The organism is Nonomuraea sp. B5E05 (assembly GCF_039880665.1).
Taxonomy (GTDB): Bacteria; Actinomycetota; Actinomycetes; order Streptosporangiales; family Streptosporangiaceae; genus Nonomuraea.
Genome location: NZ_JBDPMJ010000004.1, coordinates 213,284 through 237,549 on the forward strand (window position 1 = coordinate 213,284; position 24,266 = coordinate 237,549).

A 24,266-nucleotide genomic window follows, 5' to 3' on the forward strand; every position below is an offset into this window, starting at 1 on the left:
GCGGCCAGGGTGCCGCTCGTGTGCCTGGGCGCCCCGGCCGGCGGTTACGCGTCGCTCGGGCCCGGGCGCCAGCCGGTGCGCTGGGCCCAGGCGTCGGCGCGGCGCACGATGTCCCACACGTACGGCTCCTTGGCCGCGACGTACTCCTGCCGCGCGTCGCGGAACCGGCCGGCGCACCGCCGTTTCGCCTGCGCGAACTCGGCCGCGGCGGCGGGGTGCGCACGCAGGTAGTCACGGAACAGCAGCGGCAGCTGCTGGGAGAATGTGCCGAGCTCGCGTACGTGCACGTGGGTCCTGCGATGTCCTGGCGTCTCGCGGAAGTAACGTTTGGTCAGCTCCGGATTGCCCGCCCGGTGGACCAGCCCGATCCGCTCCAGCGGGCCCTTGTACGCCTCCAGCGGTTCGAACGAGGGCACCGCGAGCTGCACGTCGAGCACGGGCTTGGCGGCCAGGCCGGGCACCGACGTCGACCCGATGTGGTCGATCCGCACCGCGACGGAGCCGAGCGCGGCGCGCATCGTCCGGCCGAGCGCGGCGAAGGCCGCGGCCCAGCCCGGGTCGTGGTCGACGATCTCGACCGGATCTCCCATGCCCTCATTGTCGCCGCACTCCACCCGGCGCGACGCCGGCTCCGCCGACGGCCGGCTCCGCCCGGCCGCGGTCTCGCGCGGCAGGGCCGAGCTCGTACGCCTCCGCCGCCCGCCCCGGTGACCGGCCGAGCGGGCGGGCCTCAGCCCTTGACGGCTTCGGCGACCCGCGAGGCGGCCAGGGCGGGCGTGAGATGCGTGGTGTCGACGACCTCGGCCTCGCGATGCAGCCACGTGCGGGCAGCCTCGGCGTAGGGCTCGAGGTGTTGGAGGCGGAAGGTGGAGGGGCCGAGAACGGTGTCTCCCTCGATGCGCTGGCGCAGGGTGTCCTGGTCGGCGTGGAGGACGAAGTGCCGTACGGGAATGGCATGGTGGGCGAGGCCTGCGCTGATCTCGCGCCAGTACTGCTCGACCAGGACGGTCATGGGGATCACCAGGGTGCCGCCGACGTAGCCGAGCACGTGGCGGGCGGTCTCGACGACGAGCGGCCGCCACGGCGGCCAGTGCTGGAAGTTGTCCGTCGCGGGCAGCCCCGGCGTGATGTCCATGAGGGTCGCGCCGACCTTCTCGGCGTCGAACACCCGCGAGCCGGGGAGCAGCGACTGTACGAGTGCGCTGGTGGTCGTCTTGCCCGCGCCGTGGGTGCCGTTGATCCATACGATCATGAGCCCACGCTAGCGCGGCGGCGCGACCACGGCCGCCCAGGTCTCACGGTGCCGTGCGGCGCCTGGCGTGGGCGCCGTGTTTCCTGATTGTTACTAGAAACAACAAACTACCGCGCCACTGGGTCTTCCAAAGCAGGCGATCCCGGAATACGTTGCCGCAAACAACATTCATCCGGGCCCCTCCGGAAGAAAGGACCCTGCACCATGCGCAAGGGGATCCTCAGTCTGACCGCCGCGGCAGCCGCGCTCGCTCTCGGTCTCACCGCCTGCGGGGGCGAAAGCGGTCAGACCACGTCGACGACGGCCTCCGCCACCGCCTCAGCGGCGCCCGCGGGCAAGATCGGCGTCATCCTGCCGGACAGCAAGTCCTCGGCCCGGTGGGAGACGGCGGACCGCAAGTACCTCGAAGAGGCGTTCAAAGCCGCCGGCGTCCAGTACGACATCCAGAACGCCCAGAACGACAAGACGGCGTTCCAGACCATCGCCGACCAGATGATCACCAACGGCGCCACCGTCTTGATGATCGTCAATCTGGACAGCGGCACCGGCAAGACGGTCATCGACAAGGCCAGGTCGCAGGGCGTGGCCACCATCGACTACGACCGGCTGACGCTCGGCGGCGGCGCCGCGTACTACGTCAGCTTCGACAACACCAAGGTGGGCCAGCTCCAGGGCGAGGGCCTGGCCAAGTGCCTGACCGACAAGAAGGCGGACAAGCCGATCGTCGCCTACCTCAACGGCTCGCCGACGGACAACAACGCCACCCTGTTCAAGGCCGGGTACGACGGGGTGCTCAAGCCCAAGTTCGACGCCGGCGAGTACGTCAAGGGACCGGAGCAGTCGGTGCCCGACTGGGACAACACCCAGGCCGGGACGATCTTCGAGCAGATGCTGACCCAGCAGCCGAAGATCGCCGGAGTGCTGGCCGCCAACGACGGCCTCGGCAACGCCGCCATCACCGTGCTGAAGAAGAACAACCTCAACGGCAAGGTGCCGGTCACCGGCCAGGACGCCACCGTCCAGGGCCTGCAGAACATCCTCGCCGGCGACCAGTGCATGACCGTCTACAAGGCCGTCAAGAAGGAGGCCGACGCCGCGGCCAAGCTCGCGGTGGCGCTGGCCAAGGGCGAGAAGCCCACGGCGAGCAGCAGCGTCAAGGACCCGGAGAGCGGCCAGGACGTGCCCGCCGAGCTCATGGAGCCGCAGGCCATCTACTTCGACAACGTCAAGGACGTGGTGGCCGACGGCTTCGTGACCAAGGAGGAGCTGTGCACGGGTGACTTCGCCGAGAAGTGCACCGAGGCAGGAATCGAATAGGAACGAGGGGTACGGCCCGCGCCACGAGCGCGGCCGTACCCTCCCTTAGGGAGCCCCATGACCCCCCTCCTTGAAGTGCGCGGGATAGACAAGAGCTTCGGCCCGGTGAAGGTCCTGCACAAGGTCGAGCTCTCGGCGTACGCCGGCGAGGTCACGGCGCTGGTGGGCGACAACGGCGCCGGCAAGTCGACGCTCGTCAAGTGCGTCGGCGGCATCTACCCGATCGACGACGGCGAGATCCACTTCGATGGCCGCCCGGTCCAGGTCCACAGCCCGCGCGACGCGGGCGAGCTGGGCATCGAGATCGTTTACCAGGACCTCGCCCTGTGCGACAACCTCGACATCGTCCAGAACATGTTCCTCGGCAGGGAGCGCAGGCGCGGCCCCCTGCTCGACGAGGACAGCATGGAGGAGCTGGCCGAGCGCACCCTCAGCAGCCTGTCCGTGCGCACGGTGAAGTCCATCAGGCAGCAGGTCTCCAGCCTGTCCGGCGGGCAGCGGCAGACCGTGGCCATCGCCAAGGCCGTGTTGTGGAACAGCAAGGTCGTCATCCTCGACGAGCCGACCGCGGCGCTGGGCGTGGCCCAGACCGCGCAGGTGCTCGAACTGGTGCGCAGGCTGGCCGACACCGGGCTGGCCGTCGTGCTCATCTCGCACAACATGAACGACGTGTTCGCCGTCTCCGACCGGATCGCGGCGCTCTACCTCGGCAGGACGGCCGCCCAGGTCAAGACCGCCGACGTGACGCACGCGCAGGTCGTCGAACTGATCACCTCCGGCCGCAGCGGCGATCTCGGCCTCAAGAACGGGGTCACGCCATGAACAAGGTCAAGGAACTACCCGGCGAGGCGATCGTCGCGGCGTCGCAGGCACCGTCGATCGGCAACAGTTTCCTCGCCTACGTCCAGCGGGTGCGCGGCGGCGACATGGGCGCGCTGCCGGCCGTGCTCGGCCTGGTGGTGCTCTGCGCGGTCTTCGCGGTCGCGCGGCCCTCGTTCGTCACCGCGATCAACTTCGCCAACCTGTTCACCCAGGGCGCCGCGATCACGCTGATCGCGATGGGGCTGGTGTTCGTGCTGCTGCTCGGTGAGATCGACCTGTCGGCCGGTTTCGCCAGCGGTGTGTGCGCGGCGGTGCTCGCCGTCACGCTGACCAGCGCGGGCCTGCCCTGGTACGTGTGCGCGGCGGCCGCCATCGTCACCGGCGTGCTCATCGGCACGGTGCTCGGCACCCTGGTCGCCAAGGTGGGCATACCGTCGTTCGTGGTGACGCTGGCGGCGTTCCTCGCCTTCCAGGGCCTGGTCCTGGTGCTGGTCGACGAGGGCACGAACATCTCCATCAGGGACAGCGTGATCGTCGCCATCGCGAACAGGAACCTGCCGCCGTGGCTGGGCTGGGCGCTCTACGCGTTCTGCGTGGCGGTCTTCGCGGGCGTGCAGCTCAGGCGGGCCAGAACCCGCGCCAAGCGCGGCCTGACCGCCGACCCGATGTCGTTGATCGCGTTCCGTGTGGGCATGCTGGCGCTGTTCGCCGGGCTCGCGGTCTTCGCGCTCAACCTGGAGCGCAGCCGCAACCCCGAGCTCGTCTCGCTCACGGGCGTGCCGATCGTGGTGCCGCTCATCCTGGTGCTGCTGGTCGTCTGGACCGTGGTGTTGCGCCGCACCGCGTTCGGCCGGCACCTGTACGCGGTCGGCGGCAACGCCGAGGCCGCGAGGAGAGCGGGCATCCCGGTCGACCGGCTCAAGATCAGTGCCTTCGTGATCTGCTCCTCGATGGCGGCGATCGGCGGGATCGTGGCCGCGTCCAGGGCCAGCTCCGTCGACCCGAACACGGGTGGCAGCTCCGTCCTGCTGTACGCCGTCGGCGCGGCCGTCATCGGCGGCACGAGCCTGTTCGGAGGCAAGGGCAGGGTGCTGGACGCCGTGATGGGCGGCGCCGTGGTGGCCGTGATCGAGAACGGCATGGGCCTGATGGGGTATGGAGCCAGTGTGAAATACCTGGTCACCGGGTCCGTCCTGCTGCTCGCCGCGGGTGTCGACGCCATGGCGCGCAAGCGGGCGGCCGCCGCTGGTTTAAGGTGATCAGCGACTCGCAGCCCCTGAAGGAACCCCAGACCATGCGTGCCGGACCCTCTCAAGAGGACATCAGACGCCACAATCTCGGCGCGCTGCTCCGGCATGTTCATCTGGGCGGGCCGATCTCGCGCGCCGAACTCACCTCGAGGATGGGGCTCAACCGGAGCACCATCATGGCTCTCACCTCCGACCTCACCGCCGCCGGGCTGGTCCGCGAGGAGCTGCCGCGCGAGACGGGCCGTGCCGGGCGGCCCTCGCTCGTGGTGCGGCCCGAGTCGGCGCGGGTCTACGTGTTCGCCTTCGACGTGGGCCCCGACCGGCTCGCGGCGGCCCGCGTCGGGTTGGGCGGGGTGATCCTCGACCGCAGGGAGGTTCCGCGCGACCGCGGCCGGTTCAAGCTGGACGAGCTGGCCGCGACGTTGTCCGGGTTCGCCCGGCAGATGCGGCGCAAGACCAGGGCCGACACCGTGTGCGTCGGCGCGGCGGCGGCCGTGTCCGGCGGCGTGCGCAAGGCCGACGGCGTGGTCACGTTCGGCCCCAACCTCATGGACGGGGAGGTGCCGTTCGGCGAGGAGCTGGGCCGCAGGCTGGGTCTGGGGTTGCCCGTCAGCGTGGGCAACGACGCCAACCTGGCCGCCCTGGCCGAGCACAGCCGCGGGGTCGGCGTGGCCGTCAAGGACCTCATCTACCTGCACGGCGACGTCGGCATCGGCGGCGGGATCATCGCGGGCGGCCACCTGCTGGGCGGCCACGACGGCTATGGCGGGGAGGTCGGCCACATGGTCGTCAACCCGGGCGGCCGCGCCTGCGGCTGCGGCTCCAGCGGCTGCCTGGAGGCGGAGGTGGGAGAGCGGGCGCTGCTGGAGTCGGCCGGCCGGTTCGGCGCGCAGCAGGGCAGGGACGCGGTCAGGGCCGTGGTGGACGCCGCCGACCGGGGCGACATCGGGGCGCAGGAGGGCCTGAAACGGGTCGGCGAATGGCTCGGGCTCGGCGTCGCGAACCTGGTGAACATCTTCAACCCGGAAATGGTGATCTTCGGCGGGATGTTGCGGGAGATCTATCTGGGCTCGGCGGCGCAGGTGCGCACGCAGCTCACGCTGCACGCGATGGCGCCGCAACGTGATCGGCTGCGGCTGCGCACGTCGGCTCTGGGCGACGCCGCCACCCTGGTGGGGGCGGCCGAGCTCGCCTTCGCCCACGTCCTGTCCGACCCGCTGGAGGTGCTGGCCCGCGCCAACGCCTGAGGACCGCCGCGGGCCGAAGGGTCAGGTGACCTGGGAGTCGCCCGCCGTCCAGGTGTCGCAGAAGCCGGTCGCCCCGCCGCGGAAGCCGCGGTCCTGCCAGAGCGCCAGGTTGCCTGGTTTGCCGTGGGTCTCGCTCTCGTCCGCTCCGCTCACCGCCTCGGTCCACGTCTTCCACTCGATGCCGGGGTCGATCGAGTCCAGCGCGGCGCTGTAGAAGACGCCCGCGTAACACTCGGCCTGCATCTCCACCCGGTGGCTCAGCAGGGTCCGCGCACGCGCCGAGGCCGGCTCGTAGAGCGCTTCGTGCGCGCCGAGCACGCCGGTGAGCTGCTGCACGTGGTGTCCCCACTCGTGGGCGATGGAGTGGGCGATGTTCATCCTGAACGGGTCACGCAGCTCGTGCCGCATGATCCGGACGGCGATCGTCCGCTGCTCGGGGCAGTACTGCGCGCCGTTACCGGTGATCTTGCCGCACACCGAGTCGGTTCCCGTCGTGATCGTGACCGTGGGCGAGGTGTAGGCCAGGCCGGCCACGGCGAAGGTGACGGCCCAGAACCGGTCGGCGCAGTCGGCCATGGCGCGGTGGAACGACCTGAGCGAGGCCACGCTGCCCGGCCGGATCGCCGGGACGTCGCACTCCAGCGGCATGACCATTTTGCTCATCTGGCCGGAGAGCCCGGCGTGCGCGGTGCGTTGCGCCGCGCGTGCGGGGCTCGGAAGGAGCAGACCCGCGACCACGCACATGGTTACCGCTAAGTGGGATACGCGCACGATGGCGGATCATAGATCATCGTACGTTACGTGACGCGGAGGCCCAGGTGTTGCACGCGCCGGGCGTGCCGCGTTCGAACCCGCGTGTCATCCAGGCCGCCTGCGTGGGCCCTCTGCCGTGGTCGTTCTGGGGCCAGCCCTTGGCGCCGTTCTTCCTGAACCACTCCACGGTGTAGGCCCAGTCGGCGTCGGAGACCAGGTCCGAGCCCCGCATCGTGCTCATGAAGGCGGCGGAGAAGCACTCCGCCTGGAGTTCGGACTTGCGCGAGAGCTGCAGCCGTCGAGCCTTGCCCGCGAGGGTCCTGGCCGTCCAGTAGTAGGTCCAGATGCCGGAGATCTGCTGGACGTGGTGGCCGTACTCGTGGGCGATCAACCGGGTGATCCCGAGCGGGAACGGGTTGCGCAGCTGGTCCTTGCTGATCATCAGGTACATGGTGCGGTCGGTGGAGCAGTAGACGCCGTCGGCGCCGGCGTTCCACACCCCGCAGGGCGTCTTGACTTTCCGAGTGATGATGCGCAGACGTGGTTTGGTGAAGGTCATCTCCGCCTTGCGGAACTGCGCGCCCCACACCCGGTTCAGGCACGCGGTCACGCGGGTCAGGAAGCGCCGGTACGCGGTGATGCTCCTGGCAGGCAGGGTGCCGGGGCGGCAGTTCACGTCGGTGAGCCGCCCGGTCCTGTAGACCGGATTCCGCGTCGCCGTCGCCCGGTCGAGGTCGGGGGCCCCTCCCTCCCGGCCCGAGGCCCGGGACGGTGGGGCGGCGAGCTGCTGGGCCCCGTTGCGTAACCCGTCCTCCGTCATGGCCACGTCCACCAGAACGAGCACCAGACCGGCCGCTGCCAGGGCAAGAGCGAGCGTGGCCGCCACAAGTGCTGCGAGTTTAGTTTTGGGGACGGAGTTCATAGGTACCGAAAGAGTAGGTCAAGATCGGACATACCGGGGTGGGTTTGACTCGATGGAGTCAGTGAGGCGTCCGCGAACTACACTCGGGGAATCGGCGGACAAGAGCAGAGGGGAGTCGGATCCGTGAGCGGGTTGCTGGGCTCGGTAAAGGGACCGCAGGACGTCAAACGGCTCGCTGTGGAGGAGTTGCCGCGGCTCGCGGGGGAGATCCGTGACCTGCTCGTCGACTCGTGCGCGAAGTACGGCGGCCACCTCGGCCCCAACCTCGGCGTGGTCGAGCTGACCATCGCCGTGCACCGGGTCTTCGACTCGCCGGACGACCCCGTCGTCTGGGACACCGGCCACCAGGCCTACGTGCACAAGCTCCTCACCGGCCGCGCGTCCGGGTTCGACGCCCTCAAGCAGGAGGGCGGCCTGTCGGGCTATCCGAGCCGGGCCGAGTCCGAGCACGACTTCGTCGAGAACTCCCACGCCTCGACCGCGCTGTCCTACGCCGACGGCCTGGCCAAGGCGTTCAAGCTGCGCGGCGAGCGCGACCGCACGGTCGTCGCGGTGATCGGCGACGGCGCCCTGACCGGCGGCATGGCCTGGGAGGCGCTCAACAACATCGCCGCCGCCAAGGACCTGCCCGTCGTCATCGTGGTCAACGACAACGGCCGCTCCTACTCGCCCACCATCGGCGGCCTTGCCTCCCACCTGTCCTCGCTGCGCGTCAACCGCCACTACGAGGACGTCCTCGAATACGTCAAAGACAAGATCGGCAACGTTCCCGTCCTCTACGACGCGCTCCACGGCTTCAAGAAGGGCGTCAAGGACGTCATCGCGCCGCAGGTGATGTTCGAGGACCTCGGCCTGAAATACGTCGGGCCCATCGACGGCCACGACGAGCAGGCCATGGAGGCCGCCCTGCGCAAGGCCCGCGGCTTCCGCGGCCCGGTCATCGTGCACGCGCTCACCCAGAAGGGCCGCGGCTACGCGCCCGCGGAAGACCACGACGAGGACCAGTTCCACTCGCCTGGCGCCTTCGACCGGCTCACCGGCGCGGAGAAGCCCAAGGGCCGCATCTGGACCAACGTGTTCAGCGAGGAGCTCGTCCGGCTCGGCAAGGAGCGCGACGACCTGGTCGCGATCACCGCGGCCATGCTCCACCCGACGGGCCTCAACGCGTTCGCCGAGGCCTACCCCGACCGCATCTACGACGTCGGCATCGCCGAGCAGCACGCGCTCACCAGCGCCGCGGGGCTCGCCCTCGGCGGCATGCACCCGGTGGTGGCCGTCTACGCCACCTTCCTCAACCGCGCGTTCGACCAGCTCCTCATGGACGTCGCCCTGCACCGGCTCCCGGTCACCGTCGTGCTCGACCGGGCGGGCGTCACGGGCGACGACGGCGCCAGCCACAACGGCATGTGGGACCTTTCCATCCTCCAGGTGGTGCCCGGGCTCAGGGTCGCGGTGCCGCGCGACGGCGACCGGCTGACCGAGCTGCTGCGCGAGGCCGTGGAGGTCTCCGACGGCCCGACCGTGCTGCGTTTCCCCAAGGGCCCGGTCGCCGAGGCGCTCGACGCGGTGGGCCGGCTGGGAGAGATGGACGTGCTGCGCGCCCCGAAGGGCGACCAGGAGGGCGAGCCCGCGGCCGAGCCCGACGTGCTGCTGGTCGGCGTGGGCCCGATGGCGCAAGTCTGCATGGACGCGGCGGTCCTGCTCGACGCCCAGGGCATCGCGACGACCGTGGTCGACCCCCGCTGGGTCAAGCCTCTCGACGAGGCGCTCGTCCCCGCGGCGAAGGAGCACAAACTGGTGGCCGTCGTCGAGGACAACGGCAGGGTCGGAGGGGTGGGCGACGCCGTGGCCCGGCTCCTGCGCGACGCCGACGTCGACGTGCCCGTCCGCACCTTCGGCATCCCGCAGGAGTTCCTCGACCACGCCAAGCGGGCCGCGATTCTCGGCCGGATCGGCCTCACCGGTCAGGACCTCGCCCGCCAGATCACCGAGGCGGTCGCCAAGCGCGCCCAGACCGCCGAGCCCGCCCGCCACTGAGCACCTCGGGGGCTGTCCTCGGCGGCGCATGACAGCCGAGGGTGTGGGAAGGATCGCTGAGCGTGGACATCTTTCGCACGAAGAGCGTCGAGCAGTCGATCCGCGACACCGAGGCCCCCGAGCACCAGTTGCGCAAGCGCCTGACCGCCACGGACCTGACGGTCTTCGGCATCGGCGTGATCGTCGGTACGGGGATCTTCGTGCTGACGGGACAGGTCGCCAAGGAACTGGCCGGCCCGGCGGTGGCGCTCTCCTTCGTCGTCGCCGCCGTCGTGTGCGCCCTGGCGGCCTTGTGCTACGCCGAGTTCGCCTCCACGATCCCGGTGGCCGGCTCGGCCTACACCTTCTCCTTCGCCACCCTGGGGGAGTTCCCCGCCTGGGTGATCGGCTGGGATCTGGTCCTGGAGCTGGCGCTGGCCGCCGCGGTGGTGTCGGTGGGCTGGTCGGGCTATTTCGCCTCGATGCTGGCGTCCGTCGGCCTCGAGCTGCCCGCCACGATCGCCGGTGACGACCCCGTGGTCAACGTTCCCGCCATCGTCATCGTCGCCGTCCTCACGACGATCCTGGCGGTCGGCATCAAGCTGTCCTCGCGGGTCAACCTCATCCTCGTGATCACGAAGGTCGCCGTGGTGCTGCTGGTCATCGTGGCCGGGCTGTTCTTCATCAAGGGGGCCAACTACACGCCGTTCATCCCCGACCCGGTGCCCACGCCGCGCGTGGAGGGGCTGAAGGCGCCGCTCATCCAGGTGCTGTTCGGCATCACGCCGGTCGCGTTCGGCGTGATCGGCATCTTCTCGGCCGCGGCGATCGTGTTCTTCGCGTTCATCGGCTTCGACATCGTGGCCACCGCCGCGGAGGAGACCGTCACGCCGCAGCGCGACATGCCGCGCGGCATCATCGGCTCGCTGGCGATCTGCACGATCCTGTACGTCGCCGTCTCCCTGGTCGTCGTCGGCATGCAGCGCTACAGCGAGCTGAGCACGTCGGCGCCCCTGTCGGACGCCTTCATCGCGGTCGGCCAGCCCTGGCTGGCCGGGATCATCAGCGTGGGCGCGCTGGCCGGCCTGACGACCGTGGTCCTCGTACTGCTGCTGGGCCAGACCCGGGTGCTCTTCGCGATGTGCCGCGACGGGCTGCTGCCGCGCCCGATGGCCAAGGTCAATCCGCAGTTCGGCACGCCGGTCCGGCTCACGATCCTCATCGGGCTGGTGACGATGGCGCTGGCCGGGTTCGTGTCGTTCGGCGAGCTGGCCGAGCTGGTGAACATCGGCACGCTCTTCGCGTTCGTCGTGGTGTCGATCGGCGTGATAGTGCTCAGGCGCACCCGGCCCGACCTGCCGCGGGCCTTCAAGGCGCCGCTGGTGCCGGTCCTGCCGATCCTGTCGGTGCTGGCCTGCGTCTACCTGATGCTCAACCTGCCGGTGCAGACGTGGCTGCGGTTCGTCATCTGGATGCTCATCGGCATCGTGCTCTACTTCGCCTACGGCTACTGGCACAGCAGGACGGCGATGCCCTGGCAGAAGCGCGGCCGCTGAGCCGGGGGGTGGGGCGCGGGCCACCCCCATGCCGGGATCAGAGCGCGGCCACGGCCCCGGTCGCGGCCTTGGCCTGGCAGCCGTTGGCGTAGACCTTCCCCCACTTCACCGTCTTGCCGTACCACCGGCCGACGACGGCGATCACGTGCGGCTGGAACTCCTTCGTGCACACCGCGTTGGGCGAGACGTTGAGCTTGGCCGGGTCGCCCCCCACCCGGCGCAGCTGGCGGCAGGCCGTGCGGGCGTCGGGGTGGGAGCCCCCGGTGGGCGCGCAGTGGAGCCAGGCGGTCTTCGTGGCTCCGCCCTTGACCGAATTGACGATCTTGAGCTGCACCTTGGGGTCGCGCGCCGCCACGGCGGGCGACGACGCGCCCGCCAGGAGGGCTCCGCAGAGCGCGATGGTGCCGGCTGCTCTCATCATGCTTACTCTCCGTTCGTAGGACGGCACCAAACGCTACGGCGGAGGAGAGCCCGGCGCGCGGAGGCCCGCCGAGCGGGCCCCCGCAAAATCACGCGTGAGCTCAGGCAGGCATCGAGGCCACGCCCGGGGCGAGGAAGGGGGGTTGTGCTATGCCGGACCTGTCCAGATACGGCGTGATGCCGCCCAGATGGAACGGCCAGCCGGCGCCGAGAATCATGCACAGGTCGATGTCCTGGGCCGCCGCGACGACGCCCTCGTCCAGCATGATCCGGATCTCCTCGGCCAGCGCCGCCAGCACCCGCTCGCGCACCTGCTCGGCGGTGGACGCCTGGGAGCCGCCCGCGAAGAACGCCACCGCCTCCTCGTCGAGCGTGAGGTCCGGCAGGTAGACGCCCGGCTTGCCGGCGGCGACCAGCTCGGCCAGGTTCGCCGAGACGCCGAACCGCTCGGGGAACGCCTCGTGCAGCGTCTCCGCCACGTGCAGGCCGACGGCCGGCCCGACCAGCTGCAGCAGCGCGAACGGCGTCATCGGCAGGCCCAGCCCGTCGAGCGCGTGCTCGGCCGTCTCCAGCGGCGTGCCCTCGTCCACGGCCGCCACGACCTCGCCCATGAAGCGGGTCAGCAGCCGGTTGACCACGAACGCCGGAGCGTCCTTGACCAGCACCGACGACTTCTTCAGCGTCCTGCCCACCGCGAACGCCGTGGCCAGCGTGGCGTCGTCCGTGGCGGCGCCCCTGACGATCTCCAGCAGCGGCATGACCGCGACCGGGTTGAAGAAGTGGAACCCCACCAGCCGCTCGGGGTGCGCGAGATCGGCGCCCATCGCGGTCAGCGACAGCGAGGAGGTGTTCGTGGCCAGCACGCATCCGGCCGAGACCACCGCCTCCACCTCGGCGAGGACCTGCTTCTTGACCGCCAGATCCTCGAAGACCGCCTCGATCACGAAGTCGGCGTCGGCGAAGGCGTCCTTGGCCGGCGAGCCGGTCACCAGCGACGTGAGCCGGTTGGCCTGGTCCCGCGAGAGGCGGCCCCTGGCCAGCAGCTTGCCGATCTCGTCGCGTACGTACGCCACGCCCTTGTCGAGCCTGGCCTGGTCGAGGTCGGTCAGCACGACCGGCACCTCGAGCCGGCGGGCGAACAGCAGCGCCATCTGCGAGGCCATCAGCCCCGCCCCGACGATGCCGACCTTGGTGACCTTGCGGGCCAGGGAGGGGTCCGGCGCGCCCGCCGGCTGCTTGGCGCGCCGCTGCACCAGGTCGAACGCGTAGAGCCCGGCCCGCAGCTCGTCGCCCGTCAGCAGGTCGGCCAGCGCCTCGTCCTCGGCGGCGAACCCCTCGTCGCGGGTGGCCGTGCGGGCCTGCGCGATCAGGTCGAGCGCCCGGTAGGGGGCGGGGGAGGCGCCGCGCAGCTTCATGTCGACCAGGAACCGCGCGTCGCCGACCGCCTTGTCCCAGCCGTCGTGCTCGGGCCGCTCCACGACCACCTCGCCGTTGATCACCCGGGCGGCCCAGCGCAGCGACTCCTCCAGGAAGTCGGCCGGCTCGAACATGGCGTCGGCGACGCCCAGCTCGTACGCCTCCTTGCCCCTGGTCAGGCGGTTCTGCGCCAGCGGGTTCTCGATGATCAGCCTGACCGCGTTCGCCGGGCCGATCAGGCGTGGCAGCAGTTGCGTGCCGCCCCAGCCGGGCACCAGGCCGAGGAAACACTCCGGCAGCGCCACCGCGGTCACGCCCGAGGAGATCGTCCGGTACGTGCAGTGCAGCGCGACCTCGAGCCCTCCGCCCATGGCAGCGCCGTTCACGAACGCGAACGACGGGATCGGCAGCTCGCCGAGCCGGCGGAACACGTGGTGGCCGAGCGCGGCGACCGCCAGCGCCTCCTCGCGGGTGGCCAGCGCCGCCGCGCCCTTCAGGTCGGCGCCGACGGCGAAGATGAAAGGCTTGCCCGTCACGCCCACCGCGGCCAGGTCGGTGCGCTCGGCGATCTCCGACAGGGCGCCGTTCAGCGCGAACAGGCCGTGCGGGCCGAACGTGTTCGGCCTGGTGTGGTCGAAGCCGTTGTCCAGGGTGATCAGCGCCATGGTGCCCGCGCCGCCGGGCAGCCGCACGTCGCGTACCAGTGCCTTGGTGACGACCTCGTCGGCGGCGCGCTCGCTCAGCAGCGCACGCCAGTTCTCCAGCTCGCTCATGCCAGGTTCTCCCAGATCACAGTGCCGCCCATGCCCAGGCCGACGCACATCGTGGTGATGCCGTAACGCACGTCAGGACGTTCGCCGAACTGCCGCGCGAGCTGCGTCATCAGCCGCACGCCCGAGGAGGCCAGCGGGTGGCCGTAGGCGATGGCGCCGCCGTAGGGGTTCACGCGGGGGTCGTCGTCGGCGATGCCGAAGTGCTCGAGGAACGCCAGCACCTGCACGGCGAACGCCTCGTTGATCTCGAACAGCCCGATGTCGGAGATGTCCAGGCCGGCCAGGCGCAGCGCCCGCTGCGTGGACGGGATCGGCCCCACGCCCATGACCTCGGGGTCCACGCCCGCGAACGCGTACGACACGAGCCGCATCTTCGGCGCCAGCCCCAGCTCGTCCGCGGCCTCCCTGGCGGCCACGACGCAGCCGGTGGCGCCGTCGTTGATGCCGGAGGAGTTGCCCGCCGTGACGTTGCCGTGCGGACGGAACGGCGTCTTGAGCGCGCTCAGGCCCTCCATGGTCGTGCCCGGCCTGGGCGCCTCGTCCTCGACCGCCAGGCCCCAGCCCTTCTCCGCCGTCCTGATCGCGGCCGGCACCAGGTCGGGCTGGATCCTGCCGTCGGCGTAGGCCTTGGCCGCCCGTTCCTGCGACAACACCGCGTACGCGTCCGCGCGCTCCTTGGTGATCGACGGATAGCGGTCGTGCAGGTTCTCCGCGGTCATGCCCATCACCAGGGCGCTCGGGTCGACCAGCTTCTCCGACAGGAAGCGCGGGTTCGGGTCGACGCCCTCGCCCATCGGGTGTCGGCCCATGTGCTCGACGCCGCCGGCGATGGCGACGTCGTACGCGCCGAACGCGATGCCGCCCGCGACCGTGGTGACCGCGGTCATCGCGCCCGCGCACATGCGGTCGATCGCGTAGCCGGGCACGGTCTTCGGCAGCCCCGCCAGCACCGCCGCCGAGCGGCCGATGGTCAGGCCCTGGTCGCCGATCTGCGTGGTCGCGGCGATGGCGACCTCGTCGACGCGCTCGGGCGGCAGGCCGGGGTTGCGCCTGATGAGCTCGCGGATGACGCGGACGACCAGGTCGTCGGCGCGGGTCTCCGCGTACAGCCCTTTCGGCCCCGACCGGCCGAAGGGTGTGCGCACGCCGTCGACGAACACGACGTCACGAGAGGAAGGCACGGATTCGCTCCTCGTTGGCTGAATGGGTTCCGTGCCTATGCTACTCGTCAGTAACTACTCCGAGGACGAGGGCGGCCGTCAGCAGCGCGTACACCGCCGCCGTCGCCGGCTCCCAGAGATGGGCGCGGGCCGCGAGCAGCGCGGCCACCGCCACGGCCGCACCCGCCCAGAGCACGCCCGTCCGGAGCGCTGCCGCGCGCCGGCGCGTGCCCTGGCCCGGATCCCACGGATCGCCGGGGGAGGCGCCCGATCGCCTGGCGCGCGCCAGCAGCCCCAGCGCGTCACGGGCCCACCACAGCAGGAACAGCACCCCCGCCCCGCAAGTCATCACCGCCAGCGCCTCGATCGCCCAGCTCAGGTCGTCGGCGACGGAGTACAGGGCGGCCTGGTCGAAGAAGGCCGGCGTGGTGCCGCCGAGGAGCAGCGTCACGGCCCAGCCCGCGGCGACGGCGAGCCGGCTGAACGGTCGTGTCCGGCCCGAGCGCGAGGCGCCGTACAGCTCGCGCTCGCGCCACCGGACCAGGCGGGCCTGCACGCCCCAGGCGTACTGGGTGGCGGTCATCGCGGGCAGCGCCGCCGCGAGGGCCACCAGGGACAACACCGCGAGCGGCACCGTCTGCTCCCTGGTCGGCGCCCGGTCGGCGAGCAACTGGGCGGTGGTCAGCACCGCGATCGAGGCGGACAGCGCGACGAAGGCGCGGTGGCGGGCGGCCCTGGCGCGGGCCCGCAGCCCGGTCACCTGCTCGGCGCCTGGAGGGGGCGCCATCTCGGTCAACAGCATGACCGTCATGATGGCGTCACCCGGCGTAGCGACGCCTGTGATTCGCGTCAATAACAGCATCCTGAGGGGACCGTCGCCTTCAGGTGATGGGTGAATCGGGAGCGGAGGAGTCACTGGATGGAGCCCTCGCTGCTGCCGTCGGCACGGTCGGGGCTCCGGGGGCGAGCCGCTGCCGCGTCAGGCCGTGACGCCGGCGTCCACGGGGATGGCGGCGCCCGTGATGGTACGCCCGCCGTCCCCGGCGAGGTGGGCGACGGTGGCGGCGATGTCGTCGGGCGAGCAGTACACGCCGAGCGCCGTGTAGCCGCGTTCCGCGTCGGCCTCCGGACTGTCCGCGGGGTTCATCTCGGTGTCGGTGGAGCCGGGCTGCACGACGTTCGCGGTGATGCCGCGCGGGCCGAGGTCTCTGGCCAGGCCCTTGACGAGCCCGGCCAGCGCGGACTTGCTCATGGCGTACGCCGTCCAGCCCGCGTACGGCACCCGCTCGGCCAGGCTGCTGCCGATGAAGACGATGCGGCCGCCGTCCGGCAGGTGCCGGGCCGCCGCCTGCGCCAGCACGAACGACGCGCGCGTGTGCACGGCCAGCACCTCGTCCACCTGGGCGAGCGTCACCTCCTCCAGCGGCCCGTACGGTGCGATGCCCGCGCTGCCCACCACCACGTCGAGCCGGCCCAGCTCGCGCACCGTCCGCTCGACCGCCTCGACCAGCTCCCGCGGGTCGGCGGCCTCGGCGCGCAGGGCGAGCCCGCGCACGCCGGCCGCCTCGACCTCCTTGAGCACGGCGGCGGCCCGGTCGCTCGCGCTTCGGTAGGTGATGGCGACGTCGAAGCCGTCGCCGGCCAGGCGGCGCGCGATGGCTGCGCCGATGCCCCTGCTGCCGCCGGTGACGAGGGCGACCTTGTGTTCCATGACTTCTCCTTCAAGTGGAATGCGTTCCGCTTGAGACAGTAAGCGGAATGGATTCCGGATGCAAGCGGTGCAAGGATGGCGATCGTGAGACGCGAGCGCAGTGACGCGGCCCGCAACCGCGCGAAGATCCTCTCCGCGGCTGAGCGCATCGTGGCCACGCACGGGGTGGAGGGCCTGTCCATGGCGGAGGTGGCGGCGGCGGCCGGAGTGGGCGTCGGCACGCTTTACCGGCGCTTCGGTGACCGGTCAGGGCTCGCGTACGCGCTCATCGACCGGCGGGAGAAGGCGTTCCAGGCGGCGTTCCTCGAGGGCCCGCCGCCGCTCGGTCCAGGGGCCGAGCCGGCCGAGCGCGTCAGGGCGTTCCTGCGGGCACTGGCAGAGCGGACGGTCGAGCAGCTCGACCTGCTGCTCATGGCCGAGACGGCGAGCCCGCTGGCCCGCTTCGGCGGCGCGTACGACGCCTACCACGGCCATCTGGTCATGCTGATCGGCCGGATGCGCCCGGAGGCCGAGGCCTACGGTCTGGCCGACGCGCTGCTGGCGCCGCTGTCCGCCGAGTTGCTCGCCCACCGGCTCAGGAGGTGCGGGGTGAGCGTCGAGCGGATCACGTCGGCGCTCGACGATCTGGTGTCCGGTCTGGCGCGCTGACGCGCTCCCTGGAGTGGTTGTCCGCCCGTGCGCGGGCTGGACGGCACAGCTCTGGGGCGCACGTTACACAGCGTGTTTTGAGGGAAACATGTGAAATTTCCGGACAAGTGGTGGTCGTGTCTGCTAGGAAAGGGCGGGTCGTATTCGTATGAGAGAGGTTCCATCGTGGCGCGCGACGAGAACGACAGGCCATACGAGGATGGGCAGGGTAGGCCGTTAAACCCGGAGATGACGGGTGATGTGCTGTCCCCGCGGTGGAGCACTGAAGACACCGACGAACAACCCGCCATCCAGGTGGTCGGCAATGAGACCTACATCCTTCCGCTGGAAAAGGGTGCCGAGCCCCAGTTGATAGAGCGGCGTGACGTCCTTGACGACCCCGGTCATCACGACGTGCTCGGCGGGACGACCTCGGCGTACGACGCCGGCGGCTCGCATGACGTGCTCGACGGGGGGAGCGGCCCGCGTGACGTGCTGGGCGGCGGCGACCCCCATGATGTGCTGGGCGGCGGGAACGACTCCCACCGTGACGTGCTGAGCGGTTCCAGCGGGCACGAGTTCGGCGGGTCCAGCGGTGGGCCCAGTGGTGGGCACGAGTTCGGCGGCCCGAGCGGTGCCCATGATTTCGGTGGGCCCAGCGGTCCGCATGATTTCGGTGGTCCGAGCGGTCCGCATGATTTCGGGGGTCCCAGCGGCCCGCACGACTTCGGCGGGCCCAGTGGCCCGCACGAGGTGCTGCACGAGCGCGGCGGCTCCCGTCACGCCGACGACGAGTCTCCCTACCTCCCGCTCGACCAGGGTTACGAGACGGACGACCGCGACGACGACAAGCCCAAGCGCGGCTTTCTCGGCTCCGGCTGGACCGACGAATCCGGCGAGAGGCGTTCCTCCCGTGGCGGTGACGATGACGCCGCCGGCGGCGGCGAAGGTGAGGTGCGGCACCGCACCCGCGTCCTGCTGGTGGCGGCCGCCGCGGTGGTGCTGGTCGGCGTCGGCGTGGGCTGGATGGTCACCGGTACGTCCTCCGACGACCCGTGCGCGGGCGGCAGGTGCGCCAGCGCCGGCGAGGTGACCGCCCCCTCCGACTCGGCTGTTCCCTCGGAGGAGGAGACGCCGGTGGAGGAGGAGACCGACACCGAGCCCTCCGACCCGGCTGCCGACGAGCCCACCGACTCGGAGCCGGCGCGGCCGGACCGCCAGCAGGGGCAGACCCGGCCCACGCGTGAGCCGGAGAGCCGCCGCCCGTCGCCCACGCGCGACATCGGCGACCCGACCACCAAGGCCAGCCCGAGGAACACCCGGTCCCCGCAGGACCAGATGCGGGACACCGACACCTCGAGCGAGACGCGCGTGAACAGGGAGCCGAGGAGCACCAGACAGGAGTCGCAGGATCAGCCTCCCGCGACGCAGCAGACGCAGCCGACGCAGCCGACGCAGGCACCGGTGCCCGAGCCCGAGCCGACCGAGGAGGAGCGGAAGGGGCTGCTCGACATCCTGTTCCCCTGGGCGTAGGGCCCGGGCGCGGGACAGACCACTCTCCGGGTGGGCCGCCGACCGCGGTCCACCCGTAGGATGCGGATCCAGGTCCTGGTCTGGCAGACTTGGAAACCGCTTTCCTGGGAGGTCTCGTGGTCACGCTTGAAGACGTCGCCAAGCAGGCGGGCGTCTCCCTGGCGACCGCCTCGCGGGTGCTCAACGGCAGCACCCGCCAGGTCGGCGCGGCCCTGCGGGCGCGGGTCGAGCAGGCCGCCGACGAGCTGGGCTACCGCGCCAACATCGCGGCCCAGACGCTGGCCCGCGGCGCGAGCAACGTCATCGGCATCGTCGTCCACGACCTGACCGACCCCTATTTCGCGGCCCTGGCCGACGGGGCCATGCGGGCGGCGGCCACTGAAGGCCTGCTCGTCATGGTGGGCACCACGCATCGCGACCCCGAGCAGGAGCTCGCCTACGTGGCGACGCTCAACGCCCAGCGCGTCAGGGCGGTCCTGCTCGTGGGCTCGCGCGTGGCCGACCCGGCCGTCACCGGGCTCCTGCGCGACGAGTTGGCCCGATACCAGGCGGGCGGCGGGCGGGCGGCCTGCGTGGGCCAGGACCTGCTCGGCGTCGACACGGTCGCGCCGGCCAACCGGCAGGGCGCGGCCGAGCTCGCCCGGGCCCTGGCCGATCTGGGGCACACGCGCTTCGCGGTGCTGGCAGGGCCGCCGCACCTGGTGACGGCGGCCGACCGCTGCGCCGGGTTCGTCGAGGCGCTGGAGGAGCTGGGGCTGCCCGCGCCGCAGGTGATCCACGGGCCGTTCGACCGCGACGGCGGCTACGCCGCGGCCTCGCAGGCAGGCGACGTGACCTGCGTGTTCGCGGTCAACGACGTGATGGCGGTCGGGGCGCTCGCGGCCTATCGAGAGCGCGGCGTCCGGGTGCCCGACGACGTCTCGGTGGCCGGGTTCGACGACATCGTCACGCTGCGTGATCATGTGCCGGCTCTGACGACCGTGCGCCTGCCGCTGAAGGACATGGGGGCCCGGGCGCTGGAGCTGGCGCTGGGTGAAGGAGATCCGGTCGTGGTCGAGCAGGTCGCGGGCGAGGTCGTGCTGCGGGAGAGCGTGCGGAGGATGACGTGAGGCTGGCGGTCAGCACGCTGGGCATGCCCGGCGAGGGGCTCGACAGGGCGATCGAGATCGCGGCCGGAGGCGGCTGCCAGGGGCTCGAGCTGCGCCTGCACCCCGAGACCGGCGTGCATGCCGGCCTGGACGCCGCGGAGCGGCGGTCGGTGCGGGAGCGGGTGGAGCGGGCGGGCCTGGAAATTTCGGCCCTTGCTGGCTATGTCGGTGTCTGTGAGCCGGGGCCGGACGAACCCGTCGTCGCGGCGCTCCTCGCCGACCTGCGGCTCGCCGCCGACCTGGGCGCCCCGGGCGTGCGGGTCTTCCCTCGTGGCGACGATCCGGCGGTCGGCGCCCGCAGGCTCAAAGCGGTCTCCGGTACGGCGGGCGCCCTCGGCTGCCGCGTTCTCGTCGAGACGCACGACGACATGGCCACCGGCGCCGCCGTGGCCGCCCTGCTCGACGAGACGGGCTGCCCCGAGACCACCGGGGCTCTGTGGGACCTGCTGCACCCCTGGCGCAACGGCGAGCCGCCGGCCGACTCGCTCGCCGCGTTCGGGCCCCACCTGGCGTACGTCCAGGTCAAGGACGCGGTCTCGGCCCGCGACACCACGCCGGTGCCCTTGTGGACCGGCTCCGTGCCGCTCGACGAGGCGGGCGGGCTGCTGCGCGGCGCGGGCTACGGCGGCTGGGTGTCGCTGGAGTGGGAGCGCACGTGGTATCCGCAGGTCGCTCCGGTCGACGAGATCCTGCCGGGCGCGGCCGACTGGGTGCGACGTTTCACCGCTTAGATAGGGGGATGTCCCCTTCTCAGAACAAAGTGCTTGTCGTCGGGATGGACGGCCTGCGCTTCGACCGGCTCCAGGCCGTGGGCGCGCCGGTGCTGGCCGAGCTGATGGCCTCCGGCGCGTACGGCACCAGCATGCTCCCCTACGGTGAGGCCGGCACGCCGCGTACGGAGTCGCCCGGCGAGGTCGTGCCCAAGGCCCCCGAGCCGGCGGCCGGCGGCCGGGTGATCAGGTCGCGTACGGACTCGGGGCCCGGCTGGTCGTCCATCGCCACCGGGGCCTGGCCCGACAAGCACGGCGTCGTAGACAACAGCTTCACCGCACCCCAATTCCAGAAATTTCCGGACTTCCTGACCCGTGCGAAGAAGGCCCGCCCCGAGCTGAACACCGCGGCCTTCTTCTCCTGGGCGGCGCTCGCCGAGCACGGCGCGTTCGGCCCGGCGGTCGACCACCGGTTCGTGCTCGACGGCTACGCGATCGGCTGGGCCGAGGCCGACGAGCAGGTCGCCGCCGCGGCCGAGCGGCACCTGTCGGAGACCGGCCCGGACGCCGTGTTCGTCTACCTCGGCGACACCGACGAGGTGGCCCACGATCTCGGCCCGCACTGTCCCGAGTACACCGCCGCCCTCCAGGCCCAGGACGCCTACCTGGGGCGCCTGCTCGACACCGTCCGCGCCCGGCCCACGTACGCGCGCGAGCGCTGGACCGTGCTCATCACCACTGACCACGGTCACGTGGACGAGGGCGGTCACGGCGGCGTCTCGGAGGAGGAGCGCAGGGTGTTCGTGATCGCCAACCGGCTGGGGGAGCGCCTTGCCCATCGTTCCCTGGCCGGGCCCCGGCTGGTCGACGTGGCCCCCACGGTGCTCGCCTCGCTCGGGGTGGCCGTCGATTCCGCGTGGAACCTGGACGGTGCGCCGCTGGGACTGTGACGTCTTTCATCAAGTGTTGAATTTCTGCCGGGAAAGCGTGACACTCATGTCAGGACGCAGAAGGGCAGGGATGAAGCTGATGAACACGGCACTGGACTTCTCCGAGATCGACGCGGGGATGCTCGCCGAGGTGGGCGGGAAGGCCGCCAACCTCGGCGAGCTGACCAGGGCGGGGCTGCCCGTACCACCCGGCTGGGTGCTGACCACGCAGGCCTACCGCCAGGTCGCCGAGGGCCTGGAGACGAGCGGCGACGGGCTCGCCGAGCGCGCCAGGCGCCACCTGCTGGGGGCCCCGGTGCCGGACGCCGTGCGCGAGACGATCGTGAAGGCGTACGCCGCGCTCGGCAACGACGTGCCGGTGGCCGTGCGCTCCTCCGCCACGGCCGAGGACCTGCCGTTCGCCAGCTTCGCCGGGCAGCAGGACACCTTCCTCAACGTGGTGGGCGCGGACGCGGTGGTCGACGCCGTACGCCGCTGCTGGGCCTCGCTCTGGACCGACCGCGCCGTCGCCTACCGCGAGTCGAACGGCATCGACCACGCCGCCGTGCGGCTCGCGGTGGTCGTCCAGACCATGGTGAACGCGCGGGTGTCGGGTGTCATGTTCACCGCCAACCCGGTGACGGGCCGGCGGCGCGAGGCCGTCATCGACGCGGCTCCCGGGCTCGGCGAGGCCGTGGTCTCCGGCGCCGTGAACCCCGACCGCTTCGTCGTTCATGGGGGCGAGATCCTCGACCGCCACGCGGGCGACAAGCGGCTGGCCGTCCGCGCGCTGCCCGGGGGCGGCACCGAACGCGTCGAGACCGCCGGCGACGCGCCGGACGGAGAGCCGGGGAAAGAGCTCTGCCTGACCGACGCCGAGGTGCTCGCGCTGGCCGAGCTGGGCACGCGCGTCGAGGATCACTACGGCGCCCCCCAGGACACCGAGTGGGCCATCGACCATGACGGCGGGCTTCTCCTCACCCAGGCGCGCCCGATCACCACGCTCTACCCGCTGCCGGACAACTCCAGGCCGGGACTGCGGGCGTACTTCTCCTTCAACGTCGCCCAGGGTGTCATGGGGCCGATCACGCCCATGGGACGGTCGGCGCTCAAGCTGGTCGCCTCGGGAGCGGCCGGGCTGTTCGGCTACGGTCCCGCAGACCCCCTCGACGGCCCTCCCGCGATGACCGAGTCGGGGCAGCGGTTGTGGATGGACGTCACCACCGCCCTACGCAGCAGGGCCGGCCGCGCCATCCTGCCGCGCATGTTGCAGCTCGGGGAGGCGCGCTCAGGACCGGTCATCGAACAGCTGGTGACGGATCCCCGGCTGTCGCTGACGCACACCTCCCGCCGCCCGGTGATCCGCGGCCTGCGCCGCTTCGCCCGCCGCATCCACGCCCCCTCGCGGGCGCTGCTCGCGCTGACCAGGCCGGGCAGGACCCTGGCGTACGCCGCCCGCGTGGGCGAGGTGATCGACCGGCGCCTGCCGCTGCCGTCGGAGGCCACCCCGGAGCAGCGCCTCGACCACGCCCAGCGCGTGCTCTCCCGCGCGTTCCCCCTCATCGTCTCGATCATGCCGATCGCGATCACGGGCTACGGCCTGTTCGCGTTGTCGTCCAGGCTCTCCGGCGTGCCGATCGGCGACATGCAGGACGTCCTGCGCAGCGTCCCGCACAACCCGACCACGGAGATGGACCTGGAACTGTGGGACCTGTCCACCCGAGTCGAGCCCGAGCCGTTCGTGACGGAGCCGGTGGAGGAACTGGTCCGCCGCTACCGTGCGGGGACGCTCCCGCCCATCGCCCAGCGAGAGATCACCAGATTTCTGGACACGTACGGCCATCGCGGCGTCGCCGAGATCGACCTCGGCGTCCCCCGCTGGTCGGAGGAGCCCGCGCACATCCTCGGCGTGATCGCCAACTACCTGCGCATGGACGGCGACACCGCCCTCGCGCCCGCCGCCCTGTTCGCCAGGGGCGCGCGGGAGGCGCGGGCGGAGATCGCCCGGGTGGCCGCCGAGGCCGGACGCAAGGGCCGGTGGCGGGCCGCCGTGGTGCGGTTCGCGCTCGGGCGCACGCGGATGTACGCGGGGCTGCGCGAGCTGCCCAAGTTCTACGTGGTCAAGATCCTCGCCGGCGTGCGGCGGAGCCTGCTGCAGGTGGGGGAGCACCTGGTCGGCCTCGGGGTGCTGGACGCGGCGCGGGACGTGTTCTTCCTCGACCTGAGAGAGGCCAGGGCCGCTCTGGGCGGCGGCGACCTGCGCGGGCTCGTGGCGGGGCGGCGGGAGGCGTACGAACGGGAGTCGCGCCGCAGGCACGTGCCCAGGGTCCTGCTGTCCGACGGAACCGAACCGGAGGCGCTCGCCACCTCTGCCGCCGCGTCCGGCGCGCTGACCGGCACGGCCGCGTCGGCGGGCACCGTCACGGGCGTGGCGAGGGTGGTGATGGACCCGATCGGCGCGCACCTGGAGCCGGGCGAGATCCTGGTCTGCCCCTCGACGGACCCCGGCTGGACACCGCTGTTCCTGACGGCGAGCGGGCTCGTCATGGAGATGGGGGGCTCGATGTCGCACGGCGCGGTGGTGGCCAGGGAGTACGGCATCCCGGCCGTCGTCGGCGTCGCCGAGGCCACCCACCGCATCACCACCGGCCAGAAGATCACCGTGAACGGCGCCGCGGGCACGGTCACCCTGCCGACCTGACGG

22 protein-coding genes are annotated in these 24,266 nt (G+C 71.6%); 13 read left to right on the plus strand and 9 right to left on the minus strand.

Annotation, left to right across the window (positions count from 1 at the left end; genetic code table 11):
- Positions 1–44 precede the first annotated feature (44 nt).
- Positions 45–590, minus strand: a complete 546-nt coding sequence (locus ABGB01_RS09755) for a GrpB family protein (RefSeq protein ID WP_347772485.1) — start codon at positions 588–590, stop codon at positions 45–47.
- Here ABGB01_RS09755 and ABGB01_RS09760 point away from each other — a divergent pair.
- On the plus strand, positions 589–711 hold the full coding sequence (locus tag ABGB01_RS09760) for a hypothetical protein (protein WP_347772487.1): 123 nt from the start codon (positions 589–591) through the stop codon (positions 709–711). The genes ABGB01_RS09755 and ABGB01_RS09760 overlap by 2 nt on opposite strands.
- A 19-nt stretch (positions 712–730) precedes the next feature.
- Here the strand turns inward: ABGB01_RS09760 and ABGB01_RS09765 are convergent, their stop codons facing one another.
- The gene (locus tag ABGB01_RS09765; RefSeq protein ID WP_347772489.1) at positions 731–1,252 is read right to left on the minus strand and encodes an ATP-binding protein; all 522 of its coding nucleotides are present in this window, start codon (positions 1,250–1,252) and stop codon (positions 731–733) included.
- Positions 1,253–1,456: 204 nt separating this feature from the next.
- Between ABGB01_RS09765 and ABGB01_RS09770 the strand changes: the two genes are divergently transcribed.
- The 4 genes from ABGB01_RS09770 to ABGB01_RS09785 are packed head-to-tail and all read left to right on the plus strand — an operon-like array spanning position 1,457 to position 5,888.
- Entirely contained in the window at positions 1,457–2,569 is a 1,113-nt protein-coding gene (locus tag ABGB01_RS09770; RefSeq protein ID WP_347618080.1) for a substrate-binding domain-containing protein, read from the plus strand.
- A 57-nt stretch (positions 2,570–2,626) separates the two neighbouring features.
- Positions 2,627–3,391 (plus strand): ATP-binding cassette domain-containing protein, encoded by a 765-nt coding sequence (locus ABGB01_RS09775; protein ID WP_347772491.1) that lies wholly within the window; start codon positions 2,627–2,629, stop codon positions 3,389–3,391.
- Positions 3,388–4,650 carry an ABC transporter permease gene (locus tag ABGB01_RS09780; RefSeq protein ID WP_347772493.1) on the plus strand — a complete coding sequence of 421 codons (1,263 nt, stop codon included), beginning with the start codon at positions 3,388–3,390 and terminating at the stop codon, positions 4,648–4,650. Before ABGB01_RS09775 ends, ABGB01_RS09780 begins: the two co-directional genes overlap by 4 nt.
- 35 nt (positions 4,651–4,685) lie before the next feature.
- Positions 4,686–5,888: an ROK family transcriptional regulator gene (locus ABGB01_RS09785; protein ID WP_347618083.1), complete on the plus strand. Its 1,203-nt coding sequence runs from the start codon at positions 4,686–4,688 to the stop codon at positions 5,886–5,888.
- Positions 5,889–5,909: 21 nt separating this feature from the next.
- Here the strand turns inward: ABGB01_RS09785 and ABGB01_RS09790 are convergent, their stop codons facing one another.
- Together ABGB01_RS09790 and ABGB01_RS09795 are read right to left on the minus strand one after the other, a co-directional pair.
- Positions 5,910–6,551, minus strand: a complete 642-nt coding sequence (locus ABGB01_RS09790) for a neutral zinc metallopeptidase (RefSeq protein ID WP_347772495.1) — start codon at positions 6,549–6,551, stop codon at positions 5,910–5,912.
- A 124-nt stretch (positions 6,552–6,675) separates the two neighbouring features.
- Positions 6,676–7,527 (minus strand): neutral zinc metallopeptidase, encoded by an 852-nt coding sequence (locus ABGB01_RS09795; RefSeq protein WP_347772497.1) that lies wholly within the window; start codon positions 7,525–7,527, stop codon positions 6,676–6,678.
- A gap of 168 nt (positions 7,528–7,695) precedes the next feature.
- On the opposite strand from ABGB01_RS09795, the gene dxs reads away from it, so the two are divergent.
- On the plus strand, positions 7,696–9,600 hold the full coding sequence (gene dxs / locus ABGB01_RS09800) for a 1-deoxy-D-xylulose-5-phosphate synthase (RefSeq protein ID WP_347772920.1): 1,905 nt from the start codon (positions 7,696–7,698) through the stop codon (positions 9,598–9,600).
- A 62-nt stretch (positions 9,601–9,662) separates the two neighbouring features.
- Complete coding sequence (locus tag ABGB01_RS09805; protein WP_347772499.1) at positions 9,663–11,135, plus strand: amino acid permease; 1,473 nt, start codon at positions 9,663–9,665, stop codon at positions 11,133–11,135.
- 37 nt (positions 11,136–11,172) lie between these two features.
- Here ABGB01_RS09805 and ABGB01_RS09810 read toward each other — a convergent pair whose 3' ends face one another.
- From ABGB01_RS09810 to ABGB01_RS09830, 5 genes are all read right to left on the minus strand, one after another.
- The gene (locus ABGB01_RS09810; RefSeq protein WP_347772501.1) at positions 11,173–11,556 is read right to left on the minus strand and encodes an SSI family serine proteinase inhibitor; all 384 of its coding nucleotides are present in this window, start codon (positions 11,554–11,556) and stop codon (positions 11,173–11,175) included.
- 100 nt (positions 11,557–11,656) lie between these two features.
- Entirely contained in the window at positions 11,657–13,744 is a 2,088-nt protein-coding gene (locus ABGB01_RS09815) for a 3-hydroxyacyl-CoA dehydrogenase NAD-binding domain-containing protein (protein WP_347772503.1), read from the minus strand.
- Entirely contained in the window at positions 13,741–14,904 is a 1,164-nt protein-coding gene (locus ABGB01_RS09820; protein ID WP_347772922.1) for a thiolase family protein, read from the minus strand. The genes ABGB01_RS09815 and ABGB01_RS09820 overlap by 4 nt, the downstream gene beginning before the upstream one ends.
- Positions 14,905–14,965: 61 nt before the next feature.
- On the minus strand, positions 14,966–15,706 hold the full coding sequence (locus ABGB01_RS09825; protein ID WP_347772505.1) for a hypothetical protein: 741 nt from the start codon (positions 15,704–15,706) through the stop codon (positions 14,966–14,968).
- 177 nt (positions 15,707–15,883) lie between these two features.
- On the minus strand, positions 15,884–16,615 hold the full coding sequence (locus ABGB01_RS09830; protein WP_347772507.1) for an SDR family oxidoreductase: 732 nt from the start codon (positions 16,613–16,615) through the stop codon (positions 15,884–15,886).
- 84 nt (positions 16,616–16,699) lie between these two features.
- On the opposite strand from ABGB01_RS09830, the gene ABGB01_RS09835 reads away from it, so the two are divergent.
- The 6 genes from ABGB01_RS09835 (at position 16,700) to ABGB01_RS09860 (ending at position 24,263) form a co-directional block, all read left to right on the plus strand.
- Positions 16,700–17,263 carry a TetR/AcrR family transcriptional regulator gene (locus ABGB01_RS09835; protein WP_347772509.1) on the plus strand — a complete coding sequence of 188 codons (564 nt, stop codon included), beginning with the start codon at positions 16,700–16,702 and terminating at the stop codon, positions 17,261–17,263.
- 228 nt (positions 17,264–17,491) lie between these two features.
- Complete coding sequence (locus tag ABGB01_RS09840; protein WP_347772511.1) at positions 17,492–18,775, plus strand: hypothetical protein; 1,284 nt, start codon at positions 17,492–17,494, stop codon at positions 18,773–18,775.
- Positions 18,776–18,891: 116 nt separating this feature from the next.
- Positions 18,892–19,884: a LacI family DNA-binding transcriptional regulator gene (locus tag ABGB01_RS09845; RefSeq protein ID WP_347772513.1), complete on the plus strand. Its 993-nt coding sequence runs from the start codon at positions 18,892–18,894 to the stop codon at positions 19,882–19,884.
- Entirely contained in the window at positions 19,881–20,654 is a 774-nt protein-coding gene (locus ABGB01_RS09850; protein ID WP_347772515.1) for a sugar phosphate isomerase/epimerase, read from the plus strand. The genes ABGB01_RS09845 and ABGB01_RS09850 overlap by 4 nt, the downstream gene beginning before the upstream one ends.
- Before the next feature lie 29 nt (positions 20,655–20,683).
- Positions 20,684–21,583 (plus strand): alkaline phosphatase family protein, encoded by a 900-nt coding sequence (locus ABGB01_RS09855; RefSeq protein WP_347772517.1) that lies wholly within the window; start codon positions 20,684–20,686, stop codon positions 21,581–21,583.
- A 79-nt stretch (positions 21,584–21,662) separates the two neighbouring features.
- Positions 21,663–24,263 carry a PEP/pyruvate-binding domain-containing protein gene (locus ABGB01_RS09860; protein ID WP_347772519.1) on the plus strand — a complete coding sequence of 867 codons (2,601 nt, stop codon included), beginning with the start codon at positions 21,663–21,665 and terminating at the stop codon, positions 24,261–24,263.
- The last annotated feature ends 3 nt before the right edge of the window (positions 24,264–24,266 follow it).